The sequence below is a fragment of the Tsukamurella pulmonis genome (assembly GCF_900103175.1).
Classification (GTDB): domain Bacteria; phylum Actinomycetota; class Actinomycetes; order Mycobacteriales; family Mycobacteriaceae; genus Tsukamurella; species Tsukamurella pulmonis.
The window spans coordinates 3,757,214-3,782,503 of sequence record NZ_FNLF01000002.1 but is presented as its reverse complement, the minus strand read 5'-3'; the positions used below and the strand labels follow the sequence as shown (position 1 = coordinate 3,782,503).

Sequence of the window (25,290 nt, the reverse complement as noted above, 5' to 3'; positions counted from 1 at the left end):
GCACCGTCGGCGACGTTTTGACCTGCGGGTGGGCACCCGCGTACTCTGGTCCGCTGGTGTGTGGCGTCGTGCTGCCCTTCGGGGGCGGTGCGGAGTCGAGTCCCGGGTCTCCGTTGGTCGCCGGGGGTGCTCTCGCCACGCATGGGACCGGCACCGAACCATCGAGCAGAGGATCTCCTGTGCCTACTTACACCCCGAAGGCGGGTGACGTGACCCACCAGTGGCACGTCATCGACGCATCTGACGTGGTGCTCGGCCGCCTCGCCGTCGCAGCTGCCAACCTGCTGCGCGGCAAGCACAAGCCGACCTACGCCCCCAACGTGGACAGCGGCGACTACGTCATCATCATCAACGCTGAGAAGGTCGCCCTCTCGGGCGCCAAGCTCACCGACAAGCGGCACTACCGTCACTCGGGTTTCCCGGGTGGCCTGAGCTCGCGCTCGGTCGGTGAGGTGCTCGGCTCCAAGAACCCGGAGCGCGTGGTGCAGAAGGCTGTTCTGGGCATGATCCCGAAGAACAAGCTGGGCAGCGCCATCGGCGGCAAGCTGAAGGTCTACGCCGGCCCGAACCACCCCCACACCGCGCAGCAGCCGGTTCCCTACGAGATCAAGCAGGTGGCGCAGCAGTGAGCGACACGATCGAGAACAACGAGTCCGACGCCGAGGTCGTTCCGAACGAGTACACCTCGGAGACCCCTGAGGCCGCTGCCGAGACCCGCGCCCCCCGTGGCCCGGTCGTCGTCGAGCGCCCCATCCAGACCGTCGGCCGCCGCAAGGAGGCCGTCGTGCGCGTGCGCCTGACCGCCGGCACCGGCAACTTCGTGCTGAACGGCCGCACCATCGAGGACTACTTCCCCAACAAGCTGCACCAGCAGCTGGTGAAGGACCCGCTGAACACCGTTGAGCGCCTCGAGTCCTTCGACATCGCCGCCAACCTCACCGGTGGCGGCCCGTCGGGCCAGGCCGGCGCCCTGCGCCTCGCCATCGCCCGCGCGCTGATCGAGGTCTCGCCCGAGGATCGCCCCGCGCTCAAGCGCGCCGGCTTCCTCACGCGTGACCCGCGTGCCGTCGAGCGCAAGAAGTACGGCCTGAAGAAGGCCCGTAAGGCTTCGCAGTACAGCAAGCGCTGATTGCAGGCTTTCACCAGGGCAGGCACCCGCATCCGTGCGGGCGCCTGCCCTGGTCTCGTTCGGTGACACTTTCTCTTTCTCTGCGAGGTACATGACCCATGGGGCGACTGTTCGGGACCGACGGTGTGCGCGGCCTGGCCAACAAGGATCTGACCGCCGATCTGGCGCTGCGCCTGTCCGCGGCCGCGGCGGCGGTGCTCGGCGCGCACGACCTCGACGGTGACTCCCGTCCGTTCGCCGTCGTCGGCTGGGACCCGAGGGCATCGTCGGAGATGCTCTCCGCAGCGGTATCGGCGGGCCTGACCAGCGCGGGAGTCGACGTGATGCTCGTCGGCGTCATGCCCACGCCGGCCGTCGCGCACCTGACGGCGGAGTACGACGCCGCGCTCGGCGTGATGATCTCCGCCTCGCACAACCCCATGCCGGACAACGGCATCAAGTTCTTCGCCCGCGGCGGGCACAAGCTCGAGGACGCGCAGGAGAACGCCATCGAGCTCGCCCTCGACGACCCGGCCCCGCCGCGCCCGACGGGTGCGAAGATCGGCCGCGTCACGCGCGCCTTCGATGCCGTCGACCGGTACGTCGCCCACCTCGAGGCTGCGGTGCACCACTCGCTCGCCGGCCTCACCGTGGTGGTGGACGCGGCGAACGGCGCCGCATCGACGGTGGCGGCCAAGGCCTACCGCGACGCCGGCGCCACCGTCGTCGCGATCCACGACGCGCCCGACGGCCTCAACATCAACCGCGACTGCGGCTCGACGCACCTCGAGAGCCTGCAGGCCGCGGTGCTCGAGCACGGCGCCGACCTCGGCCTCGGGCACGACGGTGACGCCGACCGCTGCCTGGCCGTCGACGCCGCCGGCCGCATCGTCGACGGTGACGCCATCATGGCGATCCTCGCCATCGCGATGGACGAGGCGGGCGAGCTCACCGATCACACCCTGGTCGCCACGGTCATGAGCAACCTGGGCCTGCACCTGGCGATGAAGGCCGCGGGCATCACCCTGCGCACCGCCGCGGTGGGGGACCGGTACGTGCTCGAGGAGCTGCGCACCGGCGGCTACGCCCTGGGCGGCGAGCAGTCCGGTCACGTCGTGCTGCCGGCGCTCGGCACCACGGGCGACGGTGTGCTCACCGGGCTCAAGCTCATGGAGCGGATGGCGCAGACGGGCTCGTCGCTGGCCGAGCTGGCCTCGGTGCTCACCGTGCTGCCGCAGGTGCTCGTGAACGTCAAGGTGATCGACAAGGCGGCGGCCATGGCCTCGTCCGATCTCGCGGCGGCGCTGGCCGCCGAGGAGGCCGCGCTCGGCGAGGCCGGCCGGATCCTGCTGCGCCCGTCGGGCACGGAGCCGCTGGTGCGCGTCATGGTCGAGGCGCCCACCGAGGAGGTCGCCCGCGGGACCGCGGAGCGGCTGGCCGGTCTCATTTCCTGAGCCCGCTCTCGAAACGTTTTCATAACCGGTAGCGTGTGGCTATGACCGGTTATGAGGGTGTGCTGTTCGACTTCTCGGGAACCCTGTTCCGCCTGGAGCCGGACCCGCAGTGGTTCGCCGGGCTCGTGGCCGACGACGGGCGACCGCTCGACGACGCCGCGCAGCGCGAGCTGCTGCACCGCATGACGGTGCCCGTCGGCCCGCCCGTCCCGATGGAGGGCGAGGCGCTGCGCACCTGGCACGCGCGGGACCTCTCCTCCGCCGACCACCGCGGCGCGTACCTGCACATCCTGGAGCACTCGGGCGTCGCCGACGAGGGCGAGCGCGAGCGTCTGTACGGCGAGTTCTCCAACCCGCTGAACTGGACGATCTACCCCGACACCGAGGTCGTGCTGCGCGCCGCCCGCGACGCCGGCCTGAAGGTGGGCGTGCTCTCCAACATCGGCTACGACATCCGCCCGGCCTTCGCGCGCGCGGGCATCGAGGACCTCGTCGACGAGTTCGTGCTCTCCTTCGAGGTGGGCCACGCCAAGCCCGACCTCGAGGTCTTCCGGGTCGCCTCGGCCGCCCTCGGGCTGCCGCCGGAGCGCGTGCTGATGGTCGGCGACAGCGCGGAGGCCGACGGTGCCTCACAGGAGATCGGGTGCGGGTTCGCGCAGGTCGAACCGCTGCCCGTCGACGCGCGCCCCGCGGGCCTGCTCGGCGCCGTCCGCGCCGCCGGCGTGATCTGAGAATCTCTCGGAACCGATCCGATCGCTCGTGCGTCCAATGAGTAAGGGGACTCGAGCGATGGGGGATCGCCATGGGCACGAAGATCGACACGGCCGCGGTCGCCAAGGCCGGCGGCAACTACTCCACGGTGGCGGACAACCTCGGCACCGTCGCGAGCCGGGTTCGCGGATTCACAGCGGAGGCCAGTGACTTCGGGCGGAAGTACCAGTCGCACGGGGCCGCCTACGCCTCCACGATGGAGAGTCTCGCGAAGGGTGTCGACGCGTGGCAAGTGGGTTCGCGTGCATGTGGGACCGGACTCACGGGTTCGGCGAGCGCCCACGTCACCACTGACGACAACGGTGCCGACACTGTCAACGGAGCGTGATCCGTGGCGGAGAAGACCGTTGATGCGATGCTCGACGGAGGATCGGCATGTCTGCAGTACTTCAAGGACATGCTGGACATCGCGAAATGGATTTCGTTCCGGACGTGGCCCGACTGGCGCGATCACGTCTGCCGCAATTACGACAACGAGCGGGGCATAAGCCTCGACTCGCTCCGCGGTGATGCGGTCATGCTGCGGCAGCAGGCGACAGCAGCGGGCCAGGCCGTGACCGACCAGGCGACGGCGCGGACCAATGTCCAGACCTCGTGGCCCGACAGCGCTGGCCGAGCCGCCGTCACCACGCTGAACACCCATCAGGCGCGCAGCGCAGGCGTCGCGGAAGTGCTGGACCGCACAGCGACGGCGGCGGAATCGGTCCCGGACGCGGTGGTTGCGGCAGTGGCGGCCAAGGTCGCGGCCCTCAGCGAATTCTCGACGAAGGAATTCAACATCGGCTGGGGGAGCGGCCTCAAGATGACGGTTCTGGGGGCGCTCACGAACGGCGTCATGACCGCGATCGAGCTCAACAATCTGCGAATTCGATTCGAGAACCAGTTGGGGAAGGATCTCGTCACGTTCAACAAGGCATGCGCGACCGCGAGCTCCGCGATCGAGGCGGCGTACGCCACCGTTCCCGCCGCGGCGAAGGGCGTCGACACATCGGCGTTCCCGGCACCGTCCTTCCAGCAGATCACCGGCACGGATGTTCCGACTGGCGGTGGTGGGAACGGCGGCGGCGGCAACGGCGGCGGTGGGAACGGCGGTGGCGGCACCGGAGGCGGTGGCACCGGCGGCGGATCGCCGTCGACGGGCTCCCCGTCCACCGCGACGCCCACCACCACGACACCCACGACGACGAGTCCGACGGCGACGAGTCCCACCACCAGCCCCACCACGACGAGCCCGACCACGACGCCCACGTCGACCAGCCCTGCGGCGAGCACCCCGTCGAGCGCGACACCGAGCTCGGGTACGGGCAAGGACTCCTCGTGGCTCTCGCAGCTCCTCCCGAAGATCGCGGAGCAGATGGGCCTGGGCGAGAAGGACAAGGACGGCAAGGACGCGGACAAGGACGCGGCCGGTAAGGACGGGGAGAAGGACGCGAAGGGCGAGAAGGTGCTGGGCACCGACGCGCTCGGCCGCACGATCACCGCGACACTGAGCCCCGACGGGAAGACCGTCGAGGTCACCGCCAAGAAGCCGGACGGCACGACGGAGAAGGTGACGCTCAAGGTCGGCGAGGACGGCAAGCTCACCCCCGTCGATCCGAAGACCGGTAAGCCCCTCGAGGGCACGGCCGAGGACGGCGCGGCCAAGAACGGCGAGACGAAGGACGGAGCGGGCAAGGACGGAGCTGCCAAGGACGACCCGAAGACCGGTGGCGCCACGCCGTCGGCGGGCGGCGCGACCCCCGCGACGACCACGGCGAACGGCACTGCCCCGGGCGCACCGTCGTCCTCGGAGGCGACGGGCTCGAACACCGGCGGCGCGACACCGTCGACCGTCGTGCCCCCGGCCCCGGCGGGTGCCCCGTCCAAGCCCCCGAACGGCGGCGGGCAGGGCTCGGCGCCGGCGGAAGAGCCGTGCCCGCCCGAGGCGCCGGCCGCACCGGGCACCGGTGCGGAGTTCGCGGTCAGTGGAACCTAGGAGGTCGAGATGAGCAGTAGGAACCCCGATCCGGAGGACCACGCCCGCGCGGTGCGGATCGCCGAGCGGCGCGACCTGTTCGACGAGTTGTTGCGCGTCACGGGCGTCGCGCCGGAACCCGCGGAGATCACCCAGCCGATCGCGGTGATCCCGCGCGCCGAGGAGCAGCGGTCCTGGCTCACCGCCTACTGACGCGGCGGGAGCCGAGGGAGGAGGATCAGACCAGGCTGCGCAGGCGCTGCAGTGCGCTGGGCTGCTCGGGCTCGGCGTTCGGATCCCAGACGAAGGAGCTGTCGCCCAGATCGGCTCCGACCTCGGTGAAGATCGCGTAGTCCTTGTCCTCGGCGAGCCCGCCGAGGAGGTAGCCGGTGAGCAGCGCGCGCACCATCTTCTGCGTCGACTTGTCGGACCCGCCGGCGCCGAGCGCCCCGCGCAGCGAGATGCCCTCCGCGAGCCCGCCGGGCTCGGCGCCCGGAACGATCCGCAGCTCGGTCGGTCCCGCGTAGCGCAGCGAGAGCACACCGGCGTTGGAGGACATCGAGTGCTCGTCGCCCGGTGCGCCGAGGATCTGCGCGTTCGCGTGCGTCTCGGTCGCGGCCTTCTCGGCCTGCGGCGACGTGGGCGCGGGGAAGAGGGCCGAGAGCCATTCGATGCGCGTGTCCGCGGCGGCGGCGATGAGTGCCGCGCCGGTGCCCCAGCCGTGGCCGACGACGGCCCGCTTGGCCTTGTTGACGGTGATGTCGCCGTCGCCGAGGCGGACCTCGGTGATCACGTCGAGCGCGGTGCCCAGGTCGATCGCGAGACGTCCGTCCGAGCCGAGCACGCCGCCCTCGGTGTCCGGGGCCGCGACCACCAGGCCCCACGAGGCGAGGTGCTGCAGCGTCTTGGCGTAGCGCTTGGGCGGGGTGAGCCAGTCGTGCGCGAACGCCACCGCAGGCAGGTTCGACCCGTTCTCGGGCGTGTAGATCACGCCGGGCAGACCCGCGACGCCCAGGTCGCCCTTGAGCACGCGGTGCGGCCCGCGGCGCTGCAACTGCTTCACCAGCTTGTTCGCATCCGTCACGCCGCTCACGTTAGCCGATCTGCCGTACCGTGGCGGCGTGCGGCACTATCACCATCCCGACTCCGTGCGTGCGGCGGAGGCTCCCCTCCTCGCCTCCCTGCCCGACGGTGCGCTCATGCGTCGCGCCGCGTACGGCCTGGCGCGGGTCTGTGCGCAGGAGCTCGTCGCCCGCACGGGCGGCACGGCCGGGCGCCGCGTGACCCTGCTCGTCGGCTCCGGCGACAACGGCGGCGATGCGCTGTTCGCGGGGGCCTACCTGCGTCGTCGGGGCGTCGCCGTCGAGGCTGTCCTGCTCGCCGCCGACCGCGCGCATCCCGCCGGGCTACGGGCCCTGCGCCGCGCGGGCGGCCGGGTGGTCGTCGCGCCGTCCCGTCCCGACCTGGTGATCGACGGCATCGTCGGGATCAGCGCCCGCGGGGCGCTCCGCCCCGGAGCCGCGGACCTCGTCGCGACGATCACCGCGCCGATCGTCGCCGCCGACACCCCGTCCGGCGTCGACGTGCGCACCGGCGTCGTGCACGGCCCGGCCGTCTCCGCCGCGGTCACCGTCGCCTTCGGCGTGCTCAAGCCCGTGCACGCGCTCGCGCCCGCTCACTGCGGCCGGGTGGAGCTCGTCGACATCGGGCTCGCACCCGGACCGGGCGAACTGCGCGCCTACGACGACGCCGACGTCGCCGCTCTCTGGCCCGTCCCCGGCCCCGCCGACGACAAGTACAGCCTCGGCGTACTCGGCGTCGTCGCCGGGAGCGACGCGTACCCGGGGGCCGCGGTGCTGGCCACCGGCGCGGCGATCCGCGCGACGTCCGGGATGGTCCGCTACGCCGGTTCCGCCCGTGAGGCGGTGCTCGCCGCCCGGCCGGAGGCCGTCGCGAGCGACGACGTCGCCGGTGCCGGGCGGGTGCAGGCCTGGGCCGCGGGCCCGGGGATGGGGACCGACGGTGCCGCCGCGGACCGTCTGGCCCAGGTGCTCGACCAGGACCTCCCGACGGTGCTCGACGCGGACGCGCTCACGCTGCTCGCCGAGCACCCGGGGTTGCTGGCCGGCCGCACCGCCCCGGCGGTGCTCACTCCGCACGCCGGTGAGTTCGCCCGGCTGGTCGGCCCGGTGGGCAACGACCGGGTCGCCGCCGCCCGCGAGGCGGCGCGCGAGTTCGATGCGACGGTGCTGCTCAAGGGGCACGTCACCGTGATCGCCACGCCCGACGGCGCCGCCGTGGCCGATACGGCCGGCTCGTCGTGGGCCGCGACGCCCGGCTCCGGCGACGTGCTCACCGGCCTGATCGGCAAGCTGCTCGCCTCGGGACTCGCGCCGCTCGACGCCGCCGCCTGCGCCGCGCGGGTGCACGGCCTGGCCGCGGCCCGCGCCGCCGACGGCGCCCCGACGCACGCTGCGGCGATCAGCGCCGCGGTGCCGGGCGTCCTGCGCGACGTGCTGCGCGGCTAGGCTGAGCAGCGCCATGAAGACATCGATTCCCGCGTCCGGCCTGGAGCACCTCACCGCGCAGATCGACCTGGGCGCGGTCGCGCACAACACGCGGATCGTCGCCGAGCACGCGCCGAGCGCCGCGACGATGGCGGTGCTCAAGGCCGACGCCTACGGCCACGGCGCGCTGCCCGTCGCCGGCGCGGTGCTCGCCGGCGGCGCCACCGAGATCGGCGTGACCACCGTCGACGAGGCCGTGGCTCTCCGCGAGGGCGGCGTCACCGTCCCGCTGCTGAGCTGGCTCAGCACGAGCGGGTACGAGCGGGCCATCGACGCCGACGTGCGACTGGGCGTGAGCTCGCCGCGCCAGCTCGCCGATGTCGTGGCCGCGGCGCGGGACGTAGGCCGGCCCGCCGTCGTGCACGTCAAGGTCGATACCGGACTCAGCCGCAACGGCGTCTCCGCCGCCGAGTGGGTCGAGGTCCGCGATGCCCTCGTCGCCGCCGAGCGCGCCGGCCACGTCCACCTGCAGGGCGTCTTCACCCACCTCGCGCACGGTGACGAACCGGAGCACCCGTTCCTCGACGTGCAGCGCGATGCACTCGCCGCCACCGTCGCCGATGCCCGCGCGCACGGCCTGGCGCCCACCCTCGTGCACGCCGCGAACTCGGCCGCGGCCCTCACCCGGCCGGACCTGCATTTCGACCTGGTCCGTCCCGGCATCGCGCTCTACGGCGGAATCCCGGTGCCCGGCAGGGACTTCGGACTCCGGCAGGTGATGACCTTCGCCGCGCCGGTGATCCTGATCAAGCGGATCCGCGCGGGCGACGGGGTCAGCTACGGGCACAGCTGGATCGCGCCCCGCGACACCGTGGTGGGACTGATCCCCGCGGGCTACGCCGACGGCGTGTGGCGACCGCTCAGCGGTCGTTTCGAGGTGGCGATCGGCGGCCGCCGCTTCCCGCAGGTCGGCCGGGTCTGCATGGACCAGAGCGTGATCGATCTCGGGCCCGACGGTGGCGGTGTCGCGGAGGGCGACACCGCCGTGCTCTTCGGCGACGCGCCCGCCGCGGACCGCGCGTCCGATTGGGCGCAGATGCTCGACACCATCGACTACGAGGTCCTCACCGGAGTGCGCGGGCGCTCGGTGCGGACGTACACGGGGGAGCCGTGAACGACGAGAGCCGTGGCCGCATCCACATTCCCGAGCGCATGCCCGGTCCCGCGCTGCTCGCGGGCCTGGGCACCGGTGTCGCCGTCGCGGCGCTGACCGGGATCGCCGCTGCAGCACGGGCTCTGGGCGTGCGCGGCGCGGGTGACGACCCCGTCGCGCCCGATGATCTGGTCTTCCGCGCCGACCGCGAATCGATCGTCATGAGCTCCGACGGAGTGCCGCTGCACGTCCGCGAAGTCGGCCCCCGCTCCGCCCCGATGACGGTGCTGTTCGTCCACGGGTTCACGCTGCGCACGGGATCGTGGGTCCTGGTGCGCAACGCTCTGCAGGCGCGGTGGGGCGACGACGTGCGCATGGTGTTCCCCGACTGCCGCGGGCACGGCGACTCCGGCGCGTGCACGCCCGAACAGAGCACCGTCGGCCTGCTGGGCGACGACATCGCCACCGTCATCCGGACCCTCGTCCCCGAAGGGCCCGTCGTGCTGGTCGGCCACTCGATGGGCGGGATGGCGATCTGCGCGCTCGCGACCGGGTTCCCCGAGCTGATCGGGCCGCGCGTCGTGGGCGCGTCGCTGCTGGGCACGGCCTCGCACGCGCTCACCGACGTGGGACTGGCTGCCGCGCTGCGTAATCCGGTTCTCGACGTGGTCCGCGCCGCGATCCGCTTCCTGCCCTCGGTCGTGGGCCGGGGCCGTGATGCGATCAGGCCGCTCGCGACGCCGTTCGTCACCGCCGGTGCCTACGCTCCGGGTGATCGCAGCGCGACGATGACCGACTTCTCCTCGACCATGAGCCTGTCCGCACCGCTCGGCACGTACGCGGGGTTCATGCCGGCGCTCGAGGACTACGACGAGCGCGCCGCTCTGCCGGTGCTGCGCCGCATCGCGACCTCCGTGGTCTGCGGCGACCACGACTGGATGACGCCGCTGCGCAAGTCCAAAGCGCTCGCGCAGGAGCTGGACTCGGAGCTGATCGTGCTCACCGAGACGGGCCACATGCTCATCCTGGAATCGGCGCCGCGGGTGGCGCGGGCGATCGCCGATCTGGTGGCGCGGGCGGTGCCCGCGTGAGCGCCGCGCTGCCGGGCGGAGAGCGGGTGCTGCCCGAGGTCGAGGACACCGAGGCGCTGGGCCGCGAGCTCGCCGCGCAGTTACGGGCCGGCGATCTGGTGATCCTCGACGGTCCGCTCGGGGCGGGGAAGACCGCGCTGACCCGCGGCATCGCGGCGGGACTCGGCGTGACGGGGCGGGTCTCCTCGCCCACGTTCATCATCGCGCGCGAGCACCGCGCCGGGACGCCGGGCGGCGCGGGGCTGGTGCACGTGGACGCCTACCGGCTCGGTGGTCTCGACGAGCTCGACGCGCTCGATCTCGACACCGATCTGGAGGACTGCGTCGTGGTCGTGGAGTGGGGCGAGGGCGTGGCCGAGCGCCTGACCGACAGGCACCTGATGGTGCGGCTGCGCCGCGCCGAGGGGACCGACGTCCGCACCGTCACCTGGGCCTGGTCCGACGGGGCCTGACCCGGCGCCCTCTCTTCTCGCGCGCAGGCGGGGGTGCCGTCGTGCGGGCGGGCCTCAGGACCGCCCGGTCGCGGTGCAGATGCACGCGTGATTGCCGTCGGGGTCCGCGAGCACCCAGAAACTGGGCGCGTGCTCGGCGGAGACGAGCCGGCCACCTGCGGCCACCGCGGCCTCGATGCGGCCCCGCGCCTCGCGCGGATCGACCCAGACGTCGAGGTGGAAGCGCTGTCGGGGCGTCTCATGCGGCTCGGTGTGCTGGAACCACAGGATCGCGTCGGCACCGTGCGCGCGGATCTCGAGATCGCCGTCGTCCTCCTGGATCTCGGCCCCCAGCACCGCCGACCAGAAGGGGGCGATCCGCGCCGCATCCGCGGTGTCCAGGCCGAGCTCGACCACCGACGACTCACCGGGGTTCGCGCTGACCTCCCGCTCGCGGGCGATCTCGGAGAACCGCGCGGCGAGCCGCCGGTCGCGGTCCGTGACGCCGCCGGCGTCGTGACTGTAGAGCAGCACGTCGACGGTGCCGTACCGGAGCGTGAGATCGGGGTGGTGGTTCGCCGCCTCCGCCTCGGCGGCGAAGGCCGTGACCAGCTCGAGCCCGGCGGCGAAGTCGCGGGTGCGGAACCGGGTGCGCAGTCCGTGGACGAGCGGTGCCCAGTCGGGGAGGGGGTCAGTGTTCTCGCTCATGACTCCATGGTGCTCCCCTGCACCGACAAGTTCGACGGATCTGCGATGTTCGCCCCTTGCTATTTCATCGAACTGACGTACGATGAAAACATGAACGGATCCGGCGCCCTGGCGAACCTCCCGGAGGCCTTGGTGCCCCGGGGGTTGCTGAAGGGCGCAGTGGGTTCGACGACGTTGGAGGCGGCGCTGCTCGAGCAACGACGGTGCGAGAACGTCGCCTTCTGCCGCACGATGACTGCGGTGTACGCGCTGTTCCGCGACCGGTACGGGGAGCGGGAGTCGGCGTTCCTGTCGTCGGACCCGATCGTCGGCGCGGACTTCTACGCCGTGCGCCGGGAGCTCTCGCTCGCGTACGAGGCGGTCAAGGCGGAGGTGTCGGTGGTGCTGCGGATCGGCCCCGCCGCGACCGAGACCGTCATCGAACAGGCGGTGGGTTTCGTCGAACGCCTGCCGCGCGTGTTCGCCCTGATCGGGCGGAACGTGCTCTCGCCGCGCGGTGGGATGGAGGCGCTCGGTCGCGCCCGCGCCCTGGCCTCGGGGCAGGCGATCGATTTCGACGAGCGGCTCGCTGCTCTGCTGACCGAGGATCCGCTGGCGCTGGTGTCGGTGCCGGCGTTGCGGGAGGCGGCGGATCGGATCGTGTACGAGATCGATCCCGTCGCGGCGGAGCGTCGCCGGCGCATGGCGGAGGAGGATCGTCGGGTCACGTTCCGCCCGGCGGAGGACGGAATGGCCGCCGCGTACGCGCTGCTGACCGCGCACGAGGGGCGTGAGCTCGGGGTGCGGGTGGACGACATCGCCGCCACGGTGTGCGAATCGGATCCGCGCACGGTGCCGCAGCGCAGGGCGGACGGGCTGATGATGCTGGCCCGCGGCTACGCGACGTTGGGCTGCTGGTGCGCGGTGCCGGGCTGCCCGCTGCAGGAGCCGCGCGCTGTCGGTGACGACGGGTTCGACGATGAGGGCGGGCGCGTGGTGATCCGGTACCGCACCCTGATCCAGGTGGTGGTCAACGAGAAGACCCTCGCCGATCCGCAGAACACCGATGCGGGGTACCTGATCGGGCACGGCCCGGTCACCGCTCAGCACGCCCGCGACCTCGCCGCCCGCGACGACGCGGTGCTCCGACCCTTCGGCGACGAGCTCCCCGCCACCGACGAGCCCGACGCGTCGCCGTCCGGTCCCACCGACTCGGATGCCACCGACCCGGGCGCCGTGCTGCCGGATGCCGTCCCGACGTCGACGCCCGCACCCGCGAGTCCGAATCGACCTCCGCGATCACCGCGCTTCCGTGGGGCCGGCGTCGACATCACCCACCGCGTGCCCGGTGGCATCCTGCTCGCCGCACGCTGCTGCCACGCGGGCGTCGTCGGGGTTGCCGACCGCCAGGGCACAGCTCTGCCCGCGACCGGCCGGGGCGGCGCTGGAGAGCCGACCGCAGTGCCCGATCAGACCGCAGTGCCCGATCCGATCGCAGCGCCCGATCCGATCGCAGCGCCCGACCAGACCGCAGCGCCCGATCCGATCGCAGCATCCGACCAGGCCGCATCGTCCGAGTCGACCGCATCGCTCGGGGTGGCGGAATCATCCACGCCGACTGTGGAACCCGCACGACCGTTCTCCGGCGCCGTGAGCCTGCGGGCGCTGGTGATCGCACGCGGCAGCGGTGGTTACCGCTTCTCCGCCGATCTGATCCGCTACCTCACGCTGCTCTACCCGCGCTGCGTGTTCCCGCTGTGCACCCGCCCCGCCTCCCGCTGCCAGATCGACCACTCCCGCGAGTACGACCACCGCGACCCGGCGCGCGGTGGCGCCACTACTGCGGGCAACGGCCAGCCGCTGTGCGTGCCGCATCACCAGCTCAAGACGGCGGGCCTGTGGACCGACGCCCGCCTGCCCGACGGCCGCATCCTCTGGATCGGACCCACTGGCCGGCGGATCGTCGTCGCACCCACGCGCACCGTCCTGGCGCTGTTCCCCGACCTGGCCCGCATCGCCTGGACTACGCCGCCCGCCCGAGGCGACGCCGGCGCACCTCCCGCGCCCGGCGGACCGACGCGGCTGCAGAAGGAGCACGACCGGCGCGAAGGGCTCCGCGCCGCGCACCTGGAGGCCCTCGACCGGCAGCGCGCGGCGGTCAGCACCGTCGAGCAGCGGCTCGAAGCGGTCCTCGCCGGAGGCGTCCCCGCACACCACCCGCCGCCGGACGGACCCCCGCCCTTCTGACGGGCGGCGCGATCGTGGTCATCGGGCGAGCCCTCCCGGGTGCGGCCTACCGCGCGGGGAGAGCGGCGATCCCGGTGATCGCCCGCGCCACGGCCTGCGGCTCGTCGAGGGAGACGAAGGTGCGGGCACCGTCGACCTCGACGAACAGGGCGCCGCCCGGCCGGGCGTCCCCGAACGCGGCGGCGAGCCGTCGGCCCAGCGCCGGCGTGAACGCGCGGTCGGCCATGCCCCAGACGAGGGTGACCGGACCGGGGAACTCGCGCATCGTCGGCGAGATCCGCGCCAGGTCCGACGGGTCGAGTCCGGCCAGGAGCGTCGCGAGGTCGGCACGGATCTTCGCGGCCACCTGCGTGGGACGGACCCACGAGGCGGTGACGCCCGGGTCGGGGTCGGTGACGAGCAGGCCGAATCCGATCGGCGAGTGCCGCAACGCGGTCGAGCGCATCGTGGACATCAACGGCCGGATGAGCGCGCGCCGCCGGAACAGGGCGAAGAGCGCTGCGAAGGGCTGCGGCGGGAAGACGTCGAAGGCGTCGCAATCGGTGAGCACGACCCGGCCGATCAGCTCGGGTCTCTCGTGCAGCAGGTACTGGCAGATCGCGCCCCCGGTGTCGTTGCCCACCAGGGTGCAGCCCTGCAGGCCCTGGTCCTCGATGAAGTCGGCGATCATGCGGGCGATGCCGCGCGCGCCGCCGGCCACGGCTGCGGGGCAGGCGATGCGGTGCGCGCCGAGCGGCCAGGTGACCGACCAGCAGCGGTGGCCGGCCGCGCCGAGGGCGCCCGCCACGCGGTCCCACAGCTGCAGGTCGACGAGCACGCCGTGCACGAACAGGACGGGCGGGTGGTCGGAGGTCTCGGGGCCGTAGACGTGGAAGTCGACGGTGCCGGTCGGTAGCGAGGCGAGGCTCATGCGGGAACTCCTGTCGGCGCGGCCGCGGCGGCGCCGGTGCCCTCCGGGCGGGGACGCGTCTCGCGCAGGTAGAGATACAGCGGGAACGAGAGTGAAAGCCCGACGAGGCACGTCGCGGGCAGCACCAGCCACCAGCGGCGCACACCGAGCCGGCGCGCGTCCGTCGCCGACCAGGCGAGGAAGACGACGATCGAGATCAGCACGTCGGCCGTGAACCCCGCCGCCGCGCCGTTCGGGAACAGGCTCGTCACGAACAGGGGCAGGTCGAGTCCCTCGGCGGCGAAGAAGCCGCCGAAGAAGATCCACGGCACCGCCGTGCCGATGACCATCATGACCAGGTAGAACCACCGCATGGCGCGCCCTTCGGGGAGTCGCGGGCTAGGGTCGGAGCGTCAGTTACGAGCACTCGGTATGAAAGTTACGTGCACCCTGTATGGAAGTCAATGGTGAGGGACGGGGAGGCCGCCGGACCCAGGCGGAGCGCACCGCCGCGACCCGCGCGGCACTCATCGTCGCGGCGCGCGCCCTGTTCGCCGAGCACGGTTACGCCGGTGTCGGTACGCAGGCGATCGTCGAGGCGGCGGGCGTCACCCGCGGCGCGCTCTATCACCAGTTCGGGGACAAGCGCGGCCTGTTCGAGGCGGTCTTCGATGCGGTCGAGGAGGAGACCATCGCCGGCGCCGCGCAGGCCGTCCTCGCGGCGGGGGAGCTGGATCCGGTGGAGACCATGCTGCTCGCGGTCGACGCCTTCATGGAGGCGATCGCGGCGCCCGGCATCACGCGGATCACGATGATCGACGCGCCCGCCGTCCTCGGCTGGGAGGGCTGGCGCGCCCGCGGTGAGAAGTACGGGCTCGCCGTGATCGAGGGGCTCATCGCCCGGGCGATCGAGCGGGACTGGATGGCCGCGCAGCCCGTCCGGCCGCTCGCCCACGTCATCCTGGGCATGCTCGACGAATCCGCGCTCTACGTCACCCGGGCCGACGACCGGGACGCGGCGCTGGCCGAGGTGCGCGCCGTGATCGCTCAGTTCGTCCGGGGACTGATGCGGCCGGGGTGAGCGTCCCGCGGATTTCGGGCGGGCGGCGGCGAGGCGGTAACCTGCAGGTATGTACGTCCTCGCCCTCGACACCGCCACGCCGGCGCTCACCGTGGGCATCGTCGACTCCGCGACCGGCGCGGTTCTCGCCCGCCGCGACCGCGTCCACGCCCGCGGCCACGCGGAGGTGCTCGTGCCGTATCTGCTCGAGTGCCTCGCCGAGGCGGGACTGCGCCGCGAGGACCTGGGCGCGGTCATCGTCGGCTGCGGCCCTGGCCCGTTCACCGGGCTGCGCGTCGGCATGGCCACCGGCGCCGCGTTCGGCGACGCGCTCGGCATCGAGGTGCACGGCGTGTGCAGCCTCGACGCCATCGCGCACGGGGAGGCGGGGGACGTCGTCGTGGTCACCGATGCCCGCCGCAAGGAGGTCTACTGGGCCCGCTACACCGACGGTGTCCGCACCGCCGGCCCGGGCGTGATCAAGCCCGCCGAGCTCGAGACCGAGGGCGCGCGCACCGTCGAGGGATCGCCGACCCCGGAGAGTCTCGTCGCGGTGGGCGCGCACCTGCTCGGGACCGAGCCGCAGCCGCTCGTGCCGCTGTACCTGCGCCGCCCCGACGCCGTCGAGATGGCCGCCCGTGCCTGACATCGTGATCGGCGAGCTGCGGCCCGACGAGGCGCAGCGCTGCGCGGAGCTGGAGACCGTCCTCTTCGAGGGTGACAGCCCCTGGCCCGCTTCGGCGTTCACGCCCGAGCGGCACACCCGCTTCTTCGCCGCGCGGGACGAGGCCGCGGACGGCAGGCTCGTCGGCTACGCGGGAATCGGATTGCTGGGCAACACCTTCTTCCCCGAGTCGGAGGTGCTCACCATCGGGGTCGATCCCGAGTACCAGGGCGGGGGAGTGGGGTACGCGCTGCTGCGCACCCTGCTCGACGAGGCCGACCGACACGGCGGCGCCGTCTTCCTGGAGGTGCGGACCGACAACGACCCGGCGCGGACGCTCTACGAGCGCAACGGATTCGCCACCGTCGGGGTGCGGAAGAACTACTACCGGCCCTCCGGGGCCGATGCCTACACGATGAAGCGGGAAGCGCAGGGACAGCGATGATCGTCATGGGTGTCGAGAGCTCGTGCGACGAGACCGGCGTCGGCATCGTGGAGTGGGATCCGCAGTCCCGCACCGCGCGACTGCTCGCCGACGAGGTCGCCTCCTCGCAGGACGAGCACGCCCGGTACGGCGGCGTGGTGCCCGAGGTCGCCTCGCGCGCGCACCTCGAGGCGATCGTCCCGACGATGCATCGCGCCCTCGCGAAGGCCGGTGTCGAGCGGCCGGACGCGCTGGCCGTCACCATCGGCCCCGGGCTCGCGGGCGCCCTGCTCGTGGGCGTCGCGGCCGCGAAAGCGTATGCGGCGGCGTGGGACGTCCCCTTCTACGGCCTCAACCACCTGGGCGGCCACGTCGCCGTCGACACCCTCGAGCACGGCCCGATGCCGCCGTGCGTCGCGCTGCTCGTCTCCGGCGGCCACACGCACCTGCTGCACGTGAGCGACCTGGGCGCGCCGATCACCGAGCTGGGCACCACCGTCGACGACGCCGCGGGGGAGGCCTTCGACAAGGTGGCCCGCCTCCTCGGCCTCGGTTATCCCGGCGGCCCGGTGATCGATCAGCTCGCGCGCGAGGGCGACCCGCAGGCGATCCGCTTCCCGCGGGCCATGACCCGGCAGCAGGACGCACGCCACGACTTCTCCTTCAGCGGGCTCAAGACGGCCGTCGCGCGGCACGTCGAGGCCGAGAACGCAGCGGGCCGGCCGCTGAACGTGCCGGACATCGCCGCCTCGTTCCAGGAGGCCGTCGCGGACGTGTTGACCTTCAAGGCGATCCGCGCCGCGCAGGACGTGGGTGTCGAGACGATGGTGCTCGGCGGCGGTGCCACCGCCAACTCCCGCATCCGCTCGCTGGCGCAGGAGCGGTGCGATGCGGCGGGCATCGAGCTGCGCGTGCCGAAGCCGCGGCTGTGCACCGACAACGGCGTCATGATCGCGGCGCTCGGTGCGCACGTCATCGATGCCGATCCCACGCCCACGGACCTCGGTGCCGCGACCGACCCGGGGCTGTCGGTCACCCTGACCAAGCTCTGAGGCTCAGGGCTCCCCGGCGCGGGCGGCCAGGGCCGCGTTCAGCGCGGTGAGGCCGGAGATCAGCGCTTCGCGATCGCTCTCCTCGAGGTCGGCCATGATCGAGCCGATGCCACGCAGCTTGACGTCGCGGTCGCGCTGGAAGGCCGCCCGCCCCGCCGCGGTCGCGCGGATGCGCTTCGGGCCGGAGAGCGCACCGTCGGCTTCGAGCAGCCCGTGCTCGATGGCCTTGTTGACCTGCCGGTTCACGGTGGACTGCTCCAGCTCGAGCTCGTGCGCGATCTCCTTGAGCGTGCTCGGCCCGGCGTAGTCGAGCAGCAGGAGGACGAGGTACGCGGACCGGTCGAGGTGCAGCTCCATCGAGCGCGGGCGCGCCCGCATGTGCCGCCCGAGGGCGTTGATCTCCCGCTCGAGGCGGCGCGCCGCGTCGTCCATGGTTCCTCCCTCGAGGCGTCGATCCGCCGATTCTGTCAGGCCGGTGGAATGTCCGTGTTGCACGGTGCGGACTCGAGGCATATGGTTGCACAGTTCAACGATATGTATGTTACACACATTCAATCGTTCCCCCACGTCGAGAGGCGGTCCTCGTGACCAGCACCGTTAGTACGGAGGAGGGCGCGCTCGCAGTGAGCGGCTCCCGCCGGAACCATCCGCTCGTGACCGTGATCATCCTGTGCTTCGGCGGCATGGTCGCGGCGCTCATGCAGTCGCTGGTGATCCCGATCCAGCCCGAGCTGCCGCAGCTGCTGAACACCTCGACGGCGAACGCCTCCTGGGTCATCACCGCCACGCTGCTCGCGGCTGCGGTGGCCATGCCCATCGGCGGCCGCCTGGCCGACATGATCGGCAAGCGCCGGGTGCTGATCCTCAGTGCCGTTCTGCTCGTGGGTGGTTCGCTCGCCGCCGCGCTCTCCGACGGCCTGCTGCTCATGCTGCTCGGCCGCGTGCTGCAGGGCCTGGCCATGGCGTTCATCCCGGTCGGCATCTCGATGATGCGCGAGGTCACCCCGCCTGCGATGACCGCGACCGCCGTCGCCGCCATGAGCGCCACTCTCGGTGTCGGCGGCGCCATCGGCCTGCCGCTCTCGGCGTGGATCGCGCAGACCTACGACTGGCACATGCTGTTCTGGGTCTCGACGGTGCTCGCCGCGCTCATCCTCGCCGCCGTCGTGTTCGTGCTGCCCGACGGTGCCCCCGGCGTCGGCGGCCGCATCGACGTGATCGGCTCGATCGGCCTCGCCGTCGGACTGGTCGCGACCCTCGTGGCGGTCTCCAAGGGCAACGACTGGGGCTGGACGTCCGGGACCACCCTCGGCCTGCTCGTCGGCGGCCTGATCGTGCTGCTCGCGTGGGGCTTCTACGAACTGCGCCACGACGATCCGCTGGTGGACCTGCGCACGTCGGCGCGGCCCCGCGTGCTCATCACCAACATCGCGACCGTGACCATCGGCTTCGGCATGATGGCGATGATGCTGTGCGTCCCGCAGATCATGGAGTACCCCACGTCGACCGGATTCGGCCTCGGCAAGAGCATGCTCGAGGCGGGGCTGTGGATGATGCCCGGCGGCATCATGATGATGATCTTCGCGCCGGTCTCGAGCATCCTGATCAAGAAGATCGGCCCCGCAGCGACTCTCGCGATCGGCGCCTTCGTGGTGGCCGGCGGTTACGTGCTCGCCTACTTCCTCATGGACGCCGCGTGGAAGCTCTCGCTCGCGTCGATCGTCGGCACCGTCGGCGTCGCGATCGCCTACGCCGCCATGCCGACGATCATCATGTCGTCCGTGCCGCAGAACGAGACCGGCGCGGCCATCGGCCTCAACGCGCTCATGCGCTCGCTCGGCACGACGATCTGTTCGGCCGTCGCCGCCGCGATCATCTCCGCCAAGTCCGTGACGATGGGCGGGCACGTGATCCCGACCCAGGGCGCTTTCGAGACGATCTTCGTGGTCGCCGCCGTGGCCGCGCTGCTCGCGGGTGTCATCGCGCTGCTGATCCCGAAGCCGGCGGCGCAGCAGTAGGCCGCTCCGCGCGTCGAGCCCGGTGCCGGCGGCCGTCGGCTGTGATACTGGCGCCATGAGCGATCGCGAAGGCGGGCAGCCGGGCACGGGCGAGGGCGGCGAGATCCGCCGTCGCTCCGGCGGGCGCAGTGCGCGCGTGCAGGCGGAGGTCTTCGCCGCGGTGCTCGCGGAGCTGGTGGAGGTGGGCTACGCGGGGCTCACCGTCCCCGGCGTGGCCCGGCGCGCGGGCGTGCACAAGACCACGATCTACCGGCGCTGGGAGGATCGCGACTCACTGCTGGTGGCCGCGCTCGCCGCGTTCACCGCCGTGCCCGTCGAACCGCAGGACACCGGGAGCCTGGAGCGGGATCTGCGGCGCTACGCGGAGGGGGTGATCGGCGTCGTCGCCGGTCCCTCGGGTCGCGTGCTGCGCGCTCTGTTCACGTCGGACGCCGGTGCGCTCGACGGCGTCTCCGCCGTGCGGGAGCAGATCTTCGCGAGCCGCCGTCCGCTGTCGGCGGCGATCATCGAGCGCGCCGTCGGCCGGGGTGACGTGCCGGCGGGGACGGATCCGTACGACACGATCGACTACCTCGTCGCGCCGATCTACTTCCGGCTGCTGCTCTCGGGCGGTGCGCTGGACGACGCCCTCGCCGGACAGGCCGCCGCGGCCACGGCCGCGGCCGCGCGTGCCGGGGCGTTCCGGCCCGGGGGTCCCGCGCCCGAAAGTTAATGCAACTCCGAGTTGCGATATGGTTCGAGTGCCGGCAGCCCCCTGTCCACTCGCTCATGAAGGAGCAACCATGTCCTCTCGGATCGTCAAGACCCTGGCCGCAACACTCGTGGCCGTGACCGCCCTGTCCGGTGCCGCGTGCAGCAGCACCAGCAAGGACACCGCGCCCACCTCCATCAAGGACGCCAAGGATCGGGCGGCGGACCGCACGGAGAAGGGCTTGACGGAGATCACCCCGGCGAGCCTGCGGAAGATCATCGACGCGGCGGCGACCAGGAGTGGGAAGAAGCCCGCGCGGATCACCGAGATCCAGCTCGCCGGAGGCGACATCACCGTCGACATCGTCGATCCGAAGAAGCCCTCCGAACTCAACTCCTGGCACGTGAGCAGCGACGGTGAGGTCAAGGGTGAGTCGACTCCCGTCGACTACGGTGGTGATGAGGAAGCACTGCGCCAGAACGCGTTCGGGTCCGACGAGGTGAAGACGCAGGCGGTCGTCGACGCGATCGCGGCGGCTCCCGGCGCGGCGAAGCTCGACGGCGGCAAGATCCTGGGCGTGTCGGTCTCCCGGCGCATCCCGGCCACCGAGGAGATCCGGAGCATGGTGACCGTGCAGAGCCCGCGCGGCACCAAGACCGTGTGGGCCGACATGACCGGCAAGGTCGTCACCGTGCGCTGATCACTCCTCGCCGCAGAGGTAGTCCCGCATCTCGCACTCGGCCGACTCGGTGCGCAATACCGCGCGCTGGGTCGGCCGCGCCGCGTCGTAGCGGCTCAGGCCGTCGTCGGTGATGGCGGTGAAGACCGACCGTCGATCGCTCTCGCACATGCTGCGGGTGGCGAGGCCGTCCTTCTCCAGGCGGGCCACCAGTCGCGACAGGGCCGACTGCGAGAGGTGCACGTGCTCGGCGAGGTCGGCCATGCGCACCTTGCCGCTCTGGGCCGTGCGAGCGCGGGCGAGCTGCTCGAGCACCTCGAACTCCGACGAGGTCAGCTCGTGCTCCGCCAGCGCTCGGTCGAGGGCGCAGGTCATCCGGGAGTAGTCGCGCATGAGCCGGTGCCACTGCTCCGCCAACGCGTCGTCCGCGGGGGTGCAGGTGCTCGCGCCGATCGTGTCGACGTCGCCGGTGGCGCTCATGCCCGCAGTCTACACCGGGCGGGCGCAATATATTCCTGAGAAATAAATGTAGACACATTTAATGCATACGCATAGAGTTGCCGACGTGACCACCACACACGAACCCCCGACAGCACCGTCGAACAGCGCGGACGCGCCCGCGGACCACGTCACCACCGCGAGCGGTTGGACCTCGAAGACCTGGCTCCTGCTGCTCGTGCTGTGCGGCGCACTGTTCCTCGACTCCCTCGACATCTCGATGGTCGGCGTGGCACTGCCCTCCATCAAGGCCGCGCTCGGCATGGATCCGTCCTCGCTGCAATGGATCGTCTCCGGCTACGTGCTCGGTTACGGCGGCCTGCTCCTGCTCGGCGGCCGCGCCGCCGACCTCATCGGCCGCCGACCCGTCTTCCTCGGCGCGGTCGCCGTCTTCGGCATCGCCTCCGTGGCGACAGCGTTCATCGACCTGCCCGCGGCGCTCGTCGCGCTGCGCTTCATCAAGGGCGTCGCGGCCGCGTTCACCGTGCCCGCGGGGCTGTCCATCATCACCACGACCTTCGCCGAGGGCCCGGCGCGCAACAAGGCGTTCTCCATCTACACCGTCTGCGGCGCTTCGGGATTCTCGCTCGGCCTCGTCTTCGGCGGCCTGCTCACCGAGGCCTCCTACCGGCTGACCCTGCTCTTCCCCGGCCCCATCGCGATCGCGCTCGTCGTCCTGGGCTGGAAGGTGATCCCGCGCACCGCACCGTCGGAGACCTTCTCCCTCAAGCGGTTCGACGTGGCCGGTGCCCTCACCTCGACCGGCGCGCTGTTGATCCTGGTCTACACCGTCGTCCAGGCCCCGCACCTCGGCTGGACGTCCCCGACGGTGCTCACCCTGTTCGCCGTGTCCGCGCTGCTCGCCGTGGCCTTCGTCGTCATCGAGGCCAAGCACCGGCACCCGCTGGTCCGGCTGGGCATCCTGCGCTCCGTGCGGCTGGTGCACGCCAACCTCGCCGGCTTCGTCATGTTCGGCGGGTACGCGGCCTTCCAGTTCCTGGTCACGCTGTACGTGCAGGACTCGCTGGGCTGGAGCCCCGTCGCCATGTCGCTCGCGTTCCTGCCCGCCGGCCTGCTGGTGGTGGCCTCCGCCACCAAGATCGACGCCGTCCTCGATCGGGTCAACAGCACCGTCCTCGTCGCCGTCGGCCTGACCGCCTTCCTCGGCGCGTACGTCTGGTTCCTCCGCGCGGAGGCCGGCGCCAGCTACTGGCTGTTCCTGTTCCCGACGATCCTGCTGCTCGGCGTGGGCTTCGCCCTCACCTTCCCGGCCGTGAACTCGCAGGCCACCGAGGGCGTCGACGACGACGAGCAGGGGCTGGCCTCCGGTCTGCTCAACACCTTCATCCAGGTCGGTGGCGCGGTGATGATGGCCGTGGTCACCGCGATCACCACCAGTGCCGGGACGCAGGCCCTGCCCGGTCAGTTACTGCCCGGGATGACCACCGCGATCGCCGTGGTCGTCGGGCTCACCCTCGTCGGTCTCGCCGGCACGGTGTCGGTGCTCGCCCTGGCCCGCCCGCGTCGCGCCGACGGTGCCGTTCCCACCGGACCGCAGGCCGACGCCTCGCCGGTGGGGGCGGGAAGTACCGCCGCGGACTGAGTAGTCCTACGCTGCCGCGCCGGCCTCCGGTGCGGCAGCGTAAGGGCATGCCACAGACCCTCGCGCAGACCGATCCCCGGATCGAGCGTCTCGCCACCGAACTCGACATCACCGTCCGGCGACTGCAGTGGATGCAGGCCCAGCTCGGCGCCCTCGCGCAGCCCGCCGCCGGACCCGTCCTCCTCGGCTCCGCGGCGCCCCGTCCGGCGGCGCCGCAGTCCCATCCGGCACCGCACCCGCGCCCCGCGCCGCAGCCCTTGTCGTGGTCGCCCGGGTCCGCCGCGCGCCGCCCCGTCGGGCCCGCGACACCGGAACCGCTCGCGCCCGTCCGCGCACCGTCGTCGTCGGTGTTCACCGTCGCGCGGGTCCTCGCCGGGGCGGGCGTGCTGGTCACCCTCATCGGCGTCGCACTGCTCCTCGTGCTCGCCGCGCAGGCGGGCCTGCTCGGGCCCGCCGTCCGGGTGGGCCTGGGCACCGTCCTTGCGGCCGGCCTGCTCGGCGCGGCGCTGTGGCTGCACCGCCGGCCGGGCGGCCGCATCGGTGCCACGGCTCTCGCGGCGACCGGCGTCGCCGCCGCCTACCTCGACACCGTCGCCGTGACCGGGATCTACGGGTGGGTGCACCCGGCGATCGGCCTCGCGCTCTCGGGACTGATCGCGCTGGCCGGGCTCGCGCTCGCCACCCGCTGGCGCAGCCAGTGGCTCGGGATCGCCCTGTACGCGCCGGTCTACGTGCTCGCGCCGCCCCTCGCCGACAACGCCCACCTGCTCGGCGGCTTCACCCTGATCCTCGCGATCGCCTCGATCGGCGTCTCCCGTCCCGCCGCCTGGCCGTGGCTGCACGTGGTCCGCGCGAGCGGCACCGCGCTCACCCTCGCGGTGCTCGCGCTCGCCGCCGGGCCGTCCGACGCCCTCCCGGTACTCGGAGCGACGGTGCTCGGCGCCGTCGTCGGGCTGCTCGCGGCCGCCGACGCGCAGGCCCGCGCGGGGCGCTCGTGGCCGCTGATCGCCGCCGGCGTCGTCACCGTCGCGCCCGTCCTGCTCGCGATGATCGGCGCGCCCGACTGGGCCGCGGCCTTCGCCGCATTCGCCCTCGTCGCCTCCCTGATCGCGCTCGCCCTGCTGCCCGGCACCACGCCCGCCGTGCGCGGAGTGTGGTTCGGCGTGGCCGCGTTCGCCGCCCTCCTCGGCGCCGTGATCACGGTGCCCGCGGCGTCGCTGCCCGCGGTCGTGCTCGTGCTGGGGATCGGCGCGCTGGTCGCGGCCCGGCGCGAACCGTCGGCCTGCTGGGCGGGCGCGGTGCTCGGCGGGGTCGGTCTCGCACTGGCACTCGAGCGCTACGGCGCGACGGTGGCCCTGCTCGACGAGGCCGGGCGGCGCGGCGCGGGCACCGCTCCCGCCCTCGTGACCGCGGCGCTCGCGCTGGTCTTCGCCGTCGTCGTCGCGTGGCGCCTCGTGCCGCGGGTGCCCGAGGAGAGCCGCACGCCGCTCGGCGTGGCCTGCGGCGTCGCGGCGCTCGGGGCGGCCACCGCGTTGTTGGCGAACGCCGGCTGGGCGATCGGCGGCGTCGACGGTGCGCGCTGGGGTCACGGGGCCGCCACCGTCGTCTGGATCGCGACCGGCGCCCACCTGCTGCTGCAGCGGCGCCACGACTGGGGTGCAGCGGGGAACGTCGCGGGACTGGCGCTCATCGGGGGCGCGGTGGCAAAGCTCTTCCTGTTCGACCTCGCGGCCCTCGACGGTGCGGTGCGCGTGATCGCCTTCCTGCTGGTCGGCGTGATCCTGCTCGGTGTGGGGGCGGCTTACGCGGCCCGGTCGGACCGCCCGCGTCGCGCCTGACGGGAGCGGGCGAGCCCGGCGGCGGCGTCCGCCAGCCCGACGGTCGCGTACGCACCGGTGATCGCCACCATCAGGCGTCCGGCGCGGCGCGACTGGGCGTCGTCCGCCGCGGCGAAACGGGCGAGCCCGTTGACGGTGTCCACCACGTCGATCAGCAGGCCGAGGCGGCGCCACCGGGCCCGGGTGGCGGCGTCGCCGGTGACGTAGCCGAGCCCGATCGCCAGCGCCCGCACCCCGAAAACGCCGATCAGGTAGTCCGTGTGCGGGGCGCCGAGCGACGGGGCGCCGGCGACGCGGAGGTTGGTCCGCGGCGCGAGGACCGCGGCGGCGCCCCAGGCGATGCGGCCGGCGGCCATTGCGGTGAAGGCGGGCGAGAGTCGGTCGGAGATGGTGATCGTGGTCGTCATGGCGACGAGTCTCGCGGCGAGCGGGTACGGCGTCGATTACCTCCGAGGTAATGCGGCCGCCTAC

At 72.6% G+C, this 25,290-nt stretch carries 28 protein-coding genes; 21 read left to right on the top strand and 7 right to left on the bottom strand.

What is annotated here, in order from left to right; genetic code table 11:
* Positions 1-179: 179 nt before the first annotated feature.
* The 7 genes from rplM (at position 180) to BLQ62_RS18495 (ending at position 5,500) form a co-directional block, all read left to right on the top strand.
* Positions 180-629, top strand: a complete 450-nt coding sequence (gene rplM / locus BLQ62_RS18525) for a 50S ribosomal protein L13 (RefSeq protein WP_068528568.1) — start codon at positions 180-182, stop codon at positions 627-629.
* Positions 626-1,129: a 30S ribosomal protein S9 gene (rpsI, locus tag BLQ62_RS18520; RefSeq protein WP_068528571.1), complete on the top strand. Its 504-nt coding sequence runs from the start codon at positions 626-628 to the stop codon at positions 1,127-1,129. Before rplM ends, rpsI begins: the two co-directional genes overlap by 4 nt.
* A gap of 98 nt (positions 1,130-1,227) precedes the next feature.
* Positions 1,228-2,562, top strand: coding sequence for a phosphoglucosamine mutase (glmM, locus tag BLQ62_RS18515; protein WP_068528575.1), 1,335 nt, complete (start codon positions 1,228-1,230; stop codon positions 2,560-2,562).
* A 41-nt stretch (positions 2,563-2,603) separates the two neighbouring features.
* A complete protein-coding gene (locus BLQ62_RS18510) occupies positions 2,604-3,293 on the top strand; it encodes an HAD family hydrolase (protein ID WP_082756804.1) in 690 nt (229 codons plus the stop codon).
* Between the two features lie 71 nt (positions 3,294-3,364).
* Positions 3,365-3,661: a hypothetical protein gene (locus BLQ62_RS18505; RefSeq protein ID WP_068568070.1), complete on the top strand. Its 297-nt coding sequence runs from the start codon at positions 3,365-3,367 to the stop codon at positions 3,659-3,661.
* Positions 3,662-3,664: 3 nt separating this feature from the next.
* The gene (locus BLQ62_RS23895) at positions 3,665-5,308 is read left to right on the top strand and encodes a hypothetical protein (RefSeq protein WP_083350818.1); all 1,644 of its coding nucleotides are present in this window, start codon (positions 3,665-3,667) and stop codon (positions 5,306-5,308) included.
* A 9-nt stretch (positions 5,309-5,317) separates the two neighbouring features.
* On the top strand, positions 5,318-5,500 hold the full coding sequence (locus tag BLQ62_RS18495; protein WP_068528588.1) for a hypothetical protein: 183 nt from the start codon (positions 5,318-5,320) through the stop codon (positions 5,498-5,500).
* 25 nt (positions 5,501-5,525) lie between these two features.
* Here BLQ62_RS18495 and BLQ62_RS18490 read toward each other — a convergent pair whose 3' ends face one another.
* On the bottom strand, positions 5,526-6,371 hold the full coding sequence (locus BLQ62_RS18490; RefSeq protein ID WP_068568336.1) for a dienelactone hydrolase family protein: 846 nt from the start codon (positions 6,369-6,371) through the stop codon (positions 5,526-5,528).
* A 37-nt stretch (positions 6,372-6,408) separates the two neighbouring features.
* Between BLQ62_RS18490 and BLQ62_RS18485 the strand changes: the two genes are divergently transcribed.
* Genes BLQ62_RS18485 through tsaE form a run of 4 tightly spaced genes read left to right on the top strand, consistent with a single transcriptional unit; the run spans position 6,409 to position 10,490 of the window.
* Positions 6,409-7,815 carry an NAD(P)H-hydrate dehydratase gene (locus BLQ62_RS18485; RefSeq protein ID WP_068568074.1) on the top strand — a complete coding sequence of 469 codons (1,407 nt, stop codon included), beginning with the start codon at positions 6,409-6,411 and terminating at the stop codon, positions 7,813-7,815.
* Positions 7,816-7,828: 13 nt separating this feature from the next.
* The gene (alr, locus tag BLQ62_RS18480; RefSeq protein WP_082756807.1) at positions 7,829-8,968 is read left to right on the top strand and encodes an alanine racemase; all 1,140 of its coding nucleotides are present in this window, start codon (positions 7,829-7,831) and stop codon (positions 8,966-8,968) included.
* Positions 8,965-10,038, top strand: a complete 1,074-nt coding sequence (locus BLQ62_RS18475; protein WP_068568078.1) for an alpha/beta fold hydrolase — start codon at positions 8,965-8,967, stop codon at positions 10,036-10,038. The genes alr and BLQ62_RS18475 overlap by 4 nt, the downstream gene beginning before the upstream one ends.
* Positions 10,035-10,490, top strand: coding sequence for a tRNA (adenosine(37)-N6)-threonylcarbamoyltransferase complex ATPase subunit type 1 TsaE (tsaE, locus tag BLQ62_RS18470; RefSeq protein WP_068528606.1), 456 nt, complete (start codon positions 10,035-10,037; stop codon positions 10,488-10,490). Before BLQ62_RS18475 ends, tsaE begins: the two co-directional genes overlap by 4 nt.
* Positions 10,491-10,544: 54 nt before the next feature.
* Here tsaE and BLQ62_RS18465 read toward each other — a convergent pair whose 3' ends face one another.
* Positions 10,545-11,177 carry a VOC family protein gene (locus tag BLQ62_RS18465; RefSeq protein WP_068568080.1) on the bottom strand — a complete coding sequence of 211 codons (633 nt, stop codon included), beginning with the start codon at positions 11,175-11,177 and terminating at the stop codon, positions 10,545-10,547.
* 90 nt (positions 11,178-11,267) lie between these two features.
* On the opposite strand from BLQ62_RS18465, the gene BLQ62_RS18460 reads away from it, so the two are divergent.
* The gene (locus BLQ62_RS18460) at positions 11,268-13,403 is read left to right on the top strand and encodes an HNH endonuclease signature motif containing protein (RefSeq protein WP_139184242.1); all 2,136 of its coding nucleotides are present in this window, start codon (positions 11,268-11,270) and stop codon (positions 13,401-13,403) included.
* Positions 13,404-13,449: 46 nt separating this feature from the next.
* Here BLQ62_RS18460 and BLQ62_RS18455 read toward each other — a convergent pair whose 3' ends face one another.
* Entirely contained in the window at positions 13,450-14,313 is an 864-nt protein-coding gene (locus tag BLQ62_RS18455; protein WP_068568084.1) for an alpha/beta fold hydrolase, read from the bottom strand.
* Positions 14,310-14,666: a DUF2834 domain-containing protein gene (locus BLQ62_RS18450; protein WP_068568086.1), complete on the bottom strand. Its 357-nt coding sequence runs from the start codon at positions 14,664-14,666 to the stop codon at positions 14,310-14,312. The genes BLQ62_RS18455 and BLQ62_RS18450 overlap by 4 nt, the downstream gene beginning before the upstream one ends.
* 80 nt (positions 14,667-14,746) lie before the next feature.
* On the opposite strand from BLQ62_RS18450, the gene BLQ62_RS18445 reads away from it, so the two are divergent.
* Genes BLQ62_RS18445 through tsaD form a run of 4 tightly spaced genes read left to right on the top strand, consistent with a single transcriptional unit; the run spans position 14,747 to position 17,492 of the window.
* Positions 14,747-15,373: a TetR/AcrR family transcriptional regulator gene (locus tag BLQ62_RS18445; protein ID WP_068568088.1), complete on the top strand. Its 627-nt coding sequence runs from the start codon at positions 14,747-14,749 to the stop codon at positions 15,371-15,373.
* A gap of 49 nt (positions 15,374-15,422) precedes the next feature.
* The gene (gene tsaB, locus BLQ62_RS18440; protein WP_068568089.1) at positions 15,423-15,998 is read left to right on the top strand and encodes a tRNA (adenosine(37)-N6)-threonylcarbamoyltransferase complex dimerization subunit type 1 TsaB; all 576 of its coding nucleotides are present in this window, start codon (positions 15,423-15,425) and stop codon (positions 15,996-15,998) included.
* Complete coding sequence (gene rimI, locus BLQ62_RS18435) at positions 15,991-16,461, top strand: ribosomal protein S18-alanine N-acetyltransferase (protein WP_082756808.1); 471 nt, start codon at positions 15,991-15,993, stop codon at positions 16,459-16,461. The genes tsaB and rimI overlap by 8 nt, the downstream gene beginning before the upstream one ends.
* Positions 16,458-17,492 carry a tRNA (adenosine(37)-N6)-threonylcarbamoyltransferase complex transferase subunit TsaD gene (gene tsaD / locus BLQ62_RS18430; protein WP_068528626.1) on the top strand — a complete coding sequence of 345 codons (1,035 nt, stop codon included), beginning with the start codon at positions 16,458-16,460 and terminating at the stop codon, positions 17,490-17,492. Before rimI ends, tsaD begins: the two co-directional genes overlap by 4 nt.
* A gap of 3 nt (positions 17,493-17,495) precedes the next feature.
* Here tsaD and BLQ62_RS18425 read toward each other — a convergent pair whose 3' ends face one another.
* Positions 17,496-17,924: a MarR family winged helix-turn-helix transcriptional regulator gene (locus BLQ62_RS18425; RefSeq protein WP_068528629.1), complete on the bottom strand. Its 429-nt coding sequence runs from the start codon at positions 17,922-17,924 to the stop codon at positions 17,496-17,498.
* A 152-nt stretch (positions 17,925-18,076) separates the two neighbouring features.
* On the opposite strand from BLQ62_RS18425, the gene BLQ62_RS18420 reads away from it, so the two are divergent.
* The 3 genes from BLQ62_RS18420 to BLQ62_RS18410 all read left to right on the top strand — a co-directional run bounded on the left by BLQ62_RS18420 (position 18,077) and on the right by BLQ62_RS18410 (position 20,901).
* Positions 18,077-19,510: an MFS transporter gene (locus tag BLQ62_RS18420; protein ID WP_414929931.1), complete on the top strand. Its 1,434-nt coding sequence runs from the start codon at positions 18,077-18,079 to the stop codon at positions 19,508-19,510.
* 55 nt (positions 19,511-19,565) lie between these two features.
* On the top strand, positions 19,566-20,222 hold the full coding sequence (locus BLQ62_RS18415; protein WP_082756811.1) for a TetR/AcrR family transcriptional regulator: 657 nt from the start codon (positions 19,566-19,568) through the stop codon (positions 20,220-20,222).
* A 70-nt stretch (positions 20,223-20,292) separates the two neighbouring features.
* Entirely contained in the window at positions 20,293-20,901 is a 609-nt protein-coding gene (locus tag BLQ62_RS18410; protein WP_068528632.1) for a hypothetical protein, read from the top strand.
* On the opposite strand, the gene BLQ62_RS18405 is transcribed toward BLQ62_RS18410, so the two are convergent.
* The gene (locus BLQ62_RS18405; protein ID WP_068528636.1) at positions 20,902-21,360 is read right to left on the bottom strand and encodes a MarR family winged helix-turn-helix transcriptional regulator; all 459 of its coding nucleotides are present in this window, start codon (positions 21,358-21,360) and stop codon (positions 20,902-20,904) included. It abuts the gene before it with no gap.
* Positions 21,361-21,421: 61 nt separating this feature from the next.
* Here BLQ62_RS18405 and BLQ62_RS18400 point away from each other — a divergent pair, with 61 nt between their 5' ends.
* Positions 21,422-22,981, top strand: a complete 1,560-nt coding sequence (locus tag BLQ62_RS18400; RefSeq protein ID WP_068568091.1) for an MFS transporter — start codon at positions 21,422-21,424, stop codon at positions 22,979-22,981.
* Between the two features lie 47 nt (positions 22,982-23,028).
* Complete coding sequence (locus BLQ62_RS18395) at positions 23,029-24,819, top strand: DUF2339 domain-containing protein (RefSeq protein ID WP_068568093.1); 1,791 nt, start codon at positions 23,029-23,031, stop codon at positions 24,817-24,819.
* Here the strand turns inward: BLQ62_RS18395 and BLQ62_RS18390 are convergent.
* Entirely contained in the window at positions 24,783-25,226 is a 444-nt protein-coding gene (locus BLQ62_RS18390) for a hypothetical protein (RefSeq protein WP_068568095.1), read from the bottom strand. The two genes, BLQ62_RS18395 and BLQ62_RS18390, sit on opposite strands and share 37 nt — an antisense overlap.
* Positions 25,227-25,290 lie beyond the last annotated feature (64 nt).

Excerpts from the sequence above, each read along its gene's own strand:
- BLQ62_RS18410 (WP_068528632.1), top strand. The coding sequence starts at position 20,293 with ATGTCCTCTCGGATCGTCAAGACCCTGGCCGCAACACTCGTGGCCGTG.
- BLQ62_RS18460 (WP_139184242.1), top strand. The coding sequence starts at position 11,268 with ATGAACGGATCCGGCGCCCTGGCGAACCTCCCGGAGGCCTTGGTGCCC.
- BLQ62_RS18390 (WP_068568095.1), bottom strand. The coding sequence starts at position 25,226 with ATGACGACCACGATCACCATCTCCGACCGACTCTCGCCCGCCTTCACC.
- BLQ62_RS18465 (WP_068568080.1), bottom strand. The coding sequence starts at position 11,177 with ATGAGCGAGAACACTGACCCCCTCCCCGACTGGGCACCGCTCGTCCAC.
- BLQ62_RS18445 (WP_068568088.1), top strand. The coding sequence starts at position 14,747 with ATGGAAGTCAATGGTGAGGGACGGGGAGGCCGCCGGACCCAGGCGGAG.
- BLQ62_RS18395 (WP_068568093.1), top strand. The coding sequence starts at position 23,029 with ATGCCACAGACCCTCGCGCAGACCGATCCCCGGATCGAGCGTCTCGCC.
- alr (WP_082756807.1), top strand. The coding sequence starts at position 7,829 with ATGAAGACATCGATTCCCGCGTCCGGCCTGGAGCACCTCACCGCGCAG.
- BLQ62_RS18415 (WP_082756811.1), top strand. The coding sequence starts at position 19,566 with ATGAGCGATCGCGAAGGCGGGCAGCCGGGCACGGGCGAGGGCGGCGAG.
- BLQ62_RS18510 (WP_082756804.1), top strand. The coding sequence starts at position 2,604 with ATGACCGGTTATGAGGGTGTGCTGTTCGACTTCTCGGGAACCCTGTTC.
- tsaD (WP_068528626.1), top strand. The coding sequence starts at position 16,458 with ATGATCGTCATGGGTGTCGAGAGCTCGTGCGACGAGACCGGCGTCGGC.
- BLQ62_RS18425 (WP_068528629.1), bottom strand. The coding sequence starts at position 17,924 with ATGGACGACGCGGCGCGCCGCCTCGAGCGGGAGATCAACGCCCTCGGG.
- BLQ62_RS18495 (WP_068528588.1), top strand. The coding sequence starts at position 5,318 with ATGAGCAGTAGGAACCCCGATCCGGAGGACCACGCCCGCGCGGTGCGG.
- BLQ62_RS18400 (WP_068568091.1), top strand. The coding sequence starts at position 21,422 with ATGCATACGCATAGAGTTGCCGACGTGACCACCACACACGAACCCCCG.
- BLQ62_RS18405 (WP_068528636.1), bottom strand. The coding sequence starts at position 21,360 with ATGAGCGCCACCGGCGACGTCGACACGATCGGCGCGAGCACCTGCACC.
- tsaB (WP_068568089.1), top strand. The coding sequence starts at position 15,423 with ATGTACGTCCTCGCCCTCGACACCGCCACGCCGGCGCTCACCGTGGGC.
- glmM (WP_068528575.1), top strand. The coding sequence starts at position 1,228 with ATGGGGCGACTGTTCGGGACCGACGGTGTGCGCGGCCTGGCCAACAAG.
- BLQ62_RS18450 (WP_068568086.1), bottom strand. The coding sequence starts at position 14,666 with ATGCGGTGGTTCTACCTGGTCATGATGGTCATCGGCACGGCGGTGCCG.
- BLQ62_RS18505 (WP_068568070.1), top strand. The coding sequence starts at position 3,365 with ATGGGCACGAAGATCGACACGGCCGCGGTCGCCAAGGCCGGCGGCAAC.
- BLQ62_RS18455 (WP_068568084.1), bottom strand. The coding sequence starts at position 14,313 with ATGAGCCTCGCCTCGCTACCGACCGGCACCGTCGACTTCCACGTCTAC.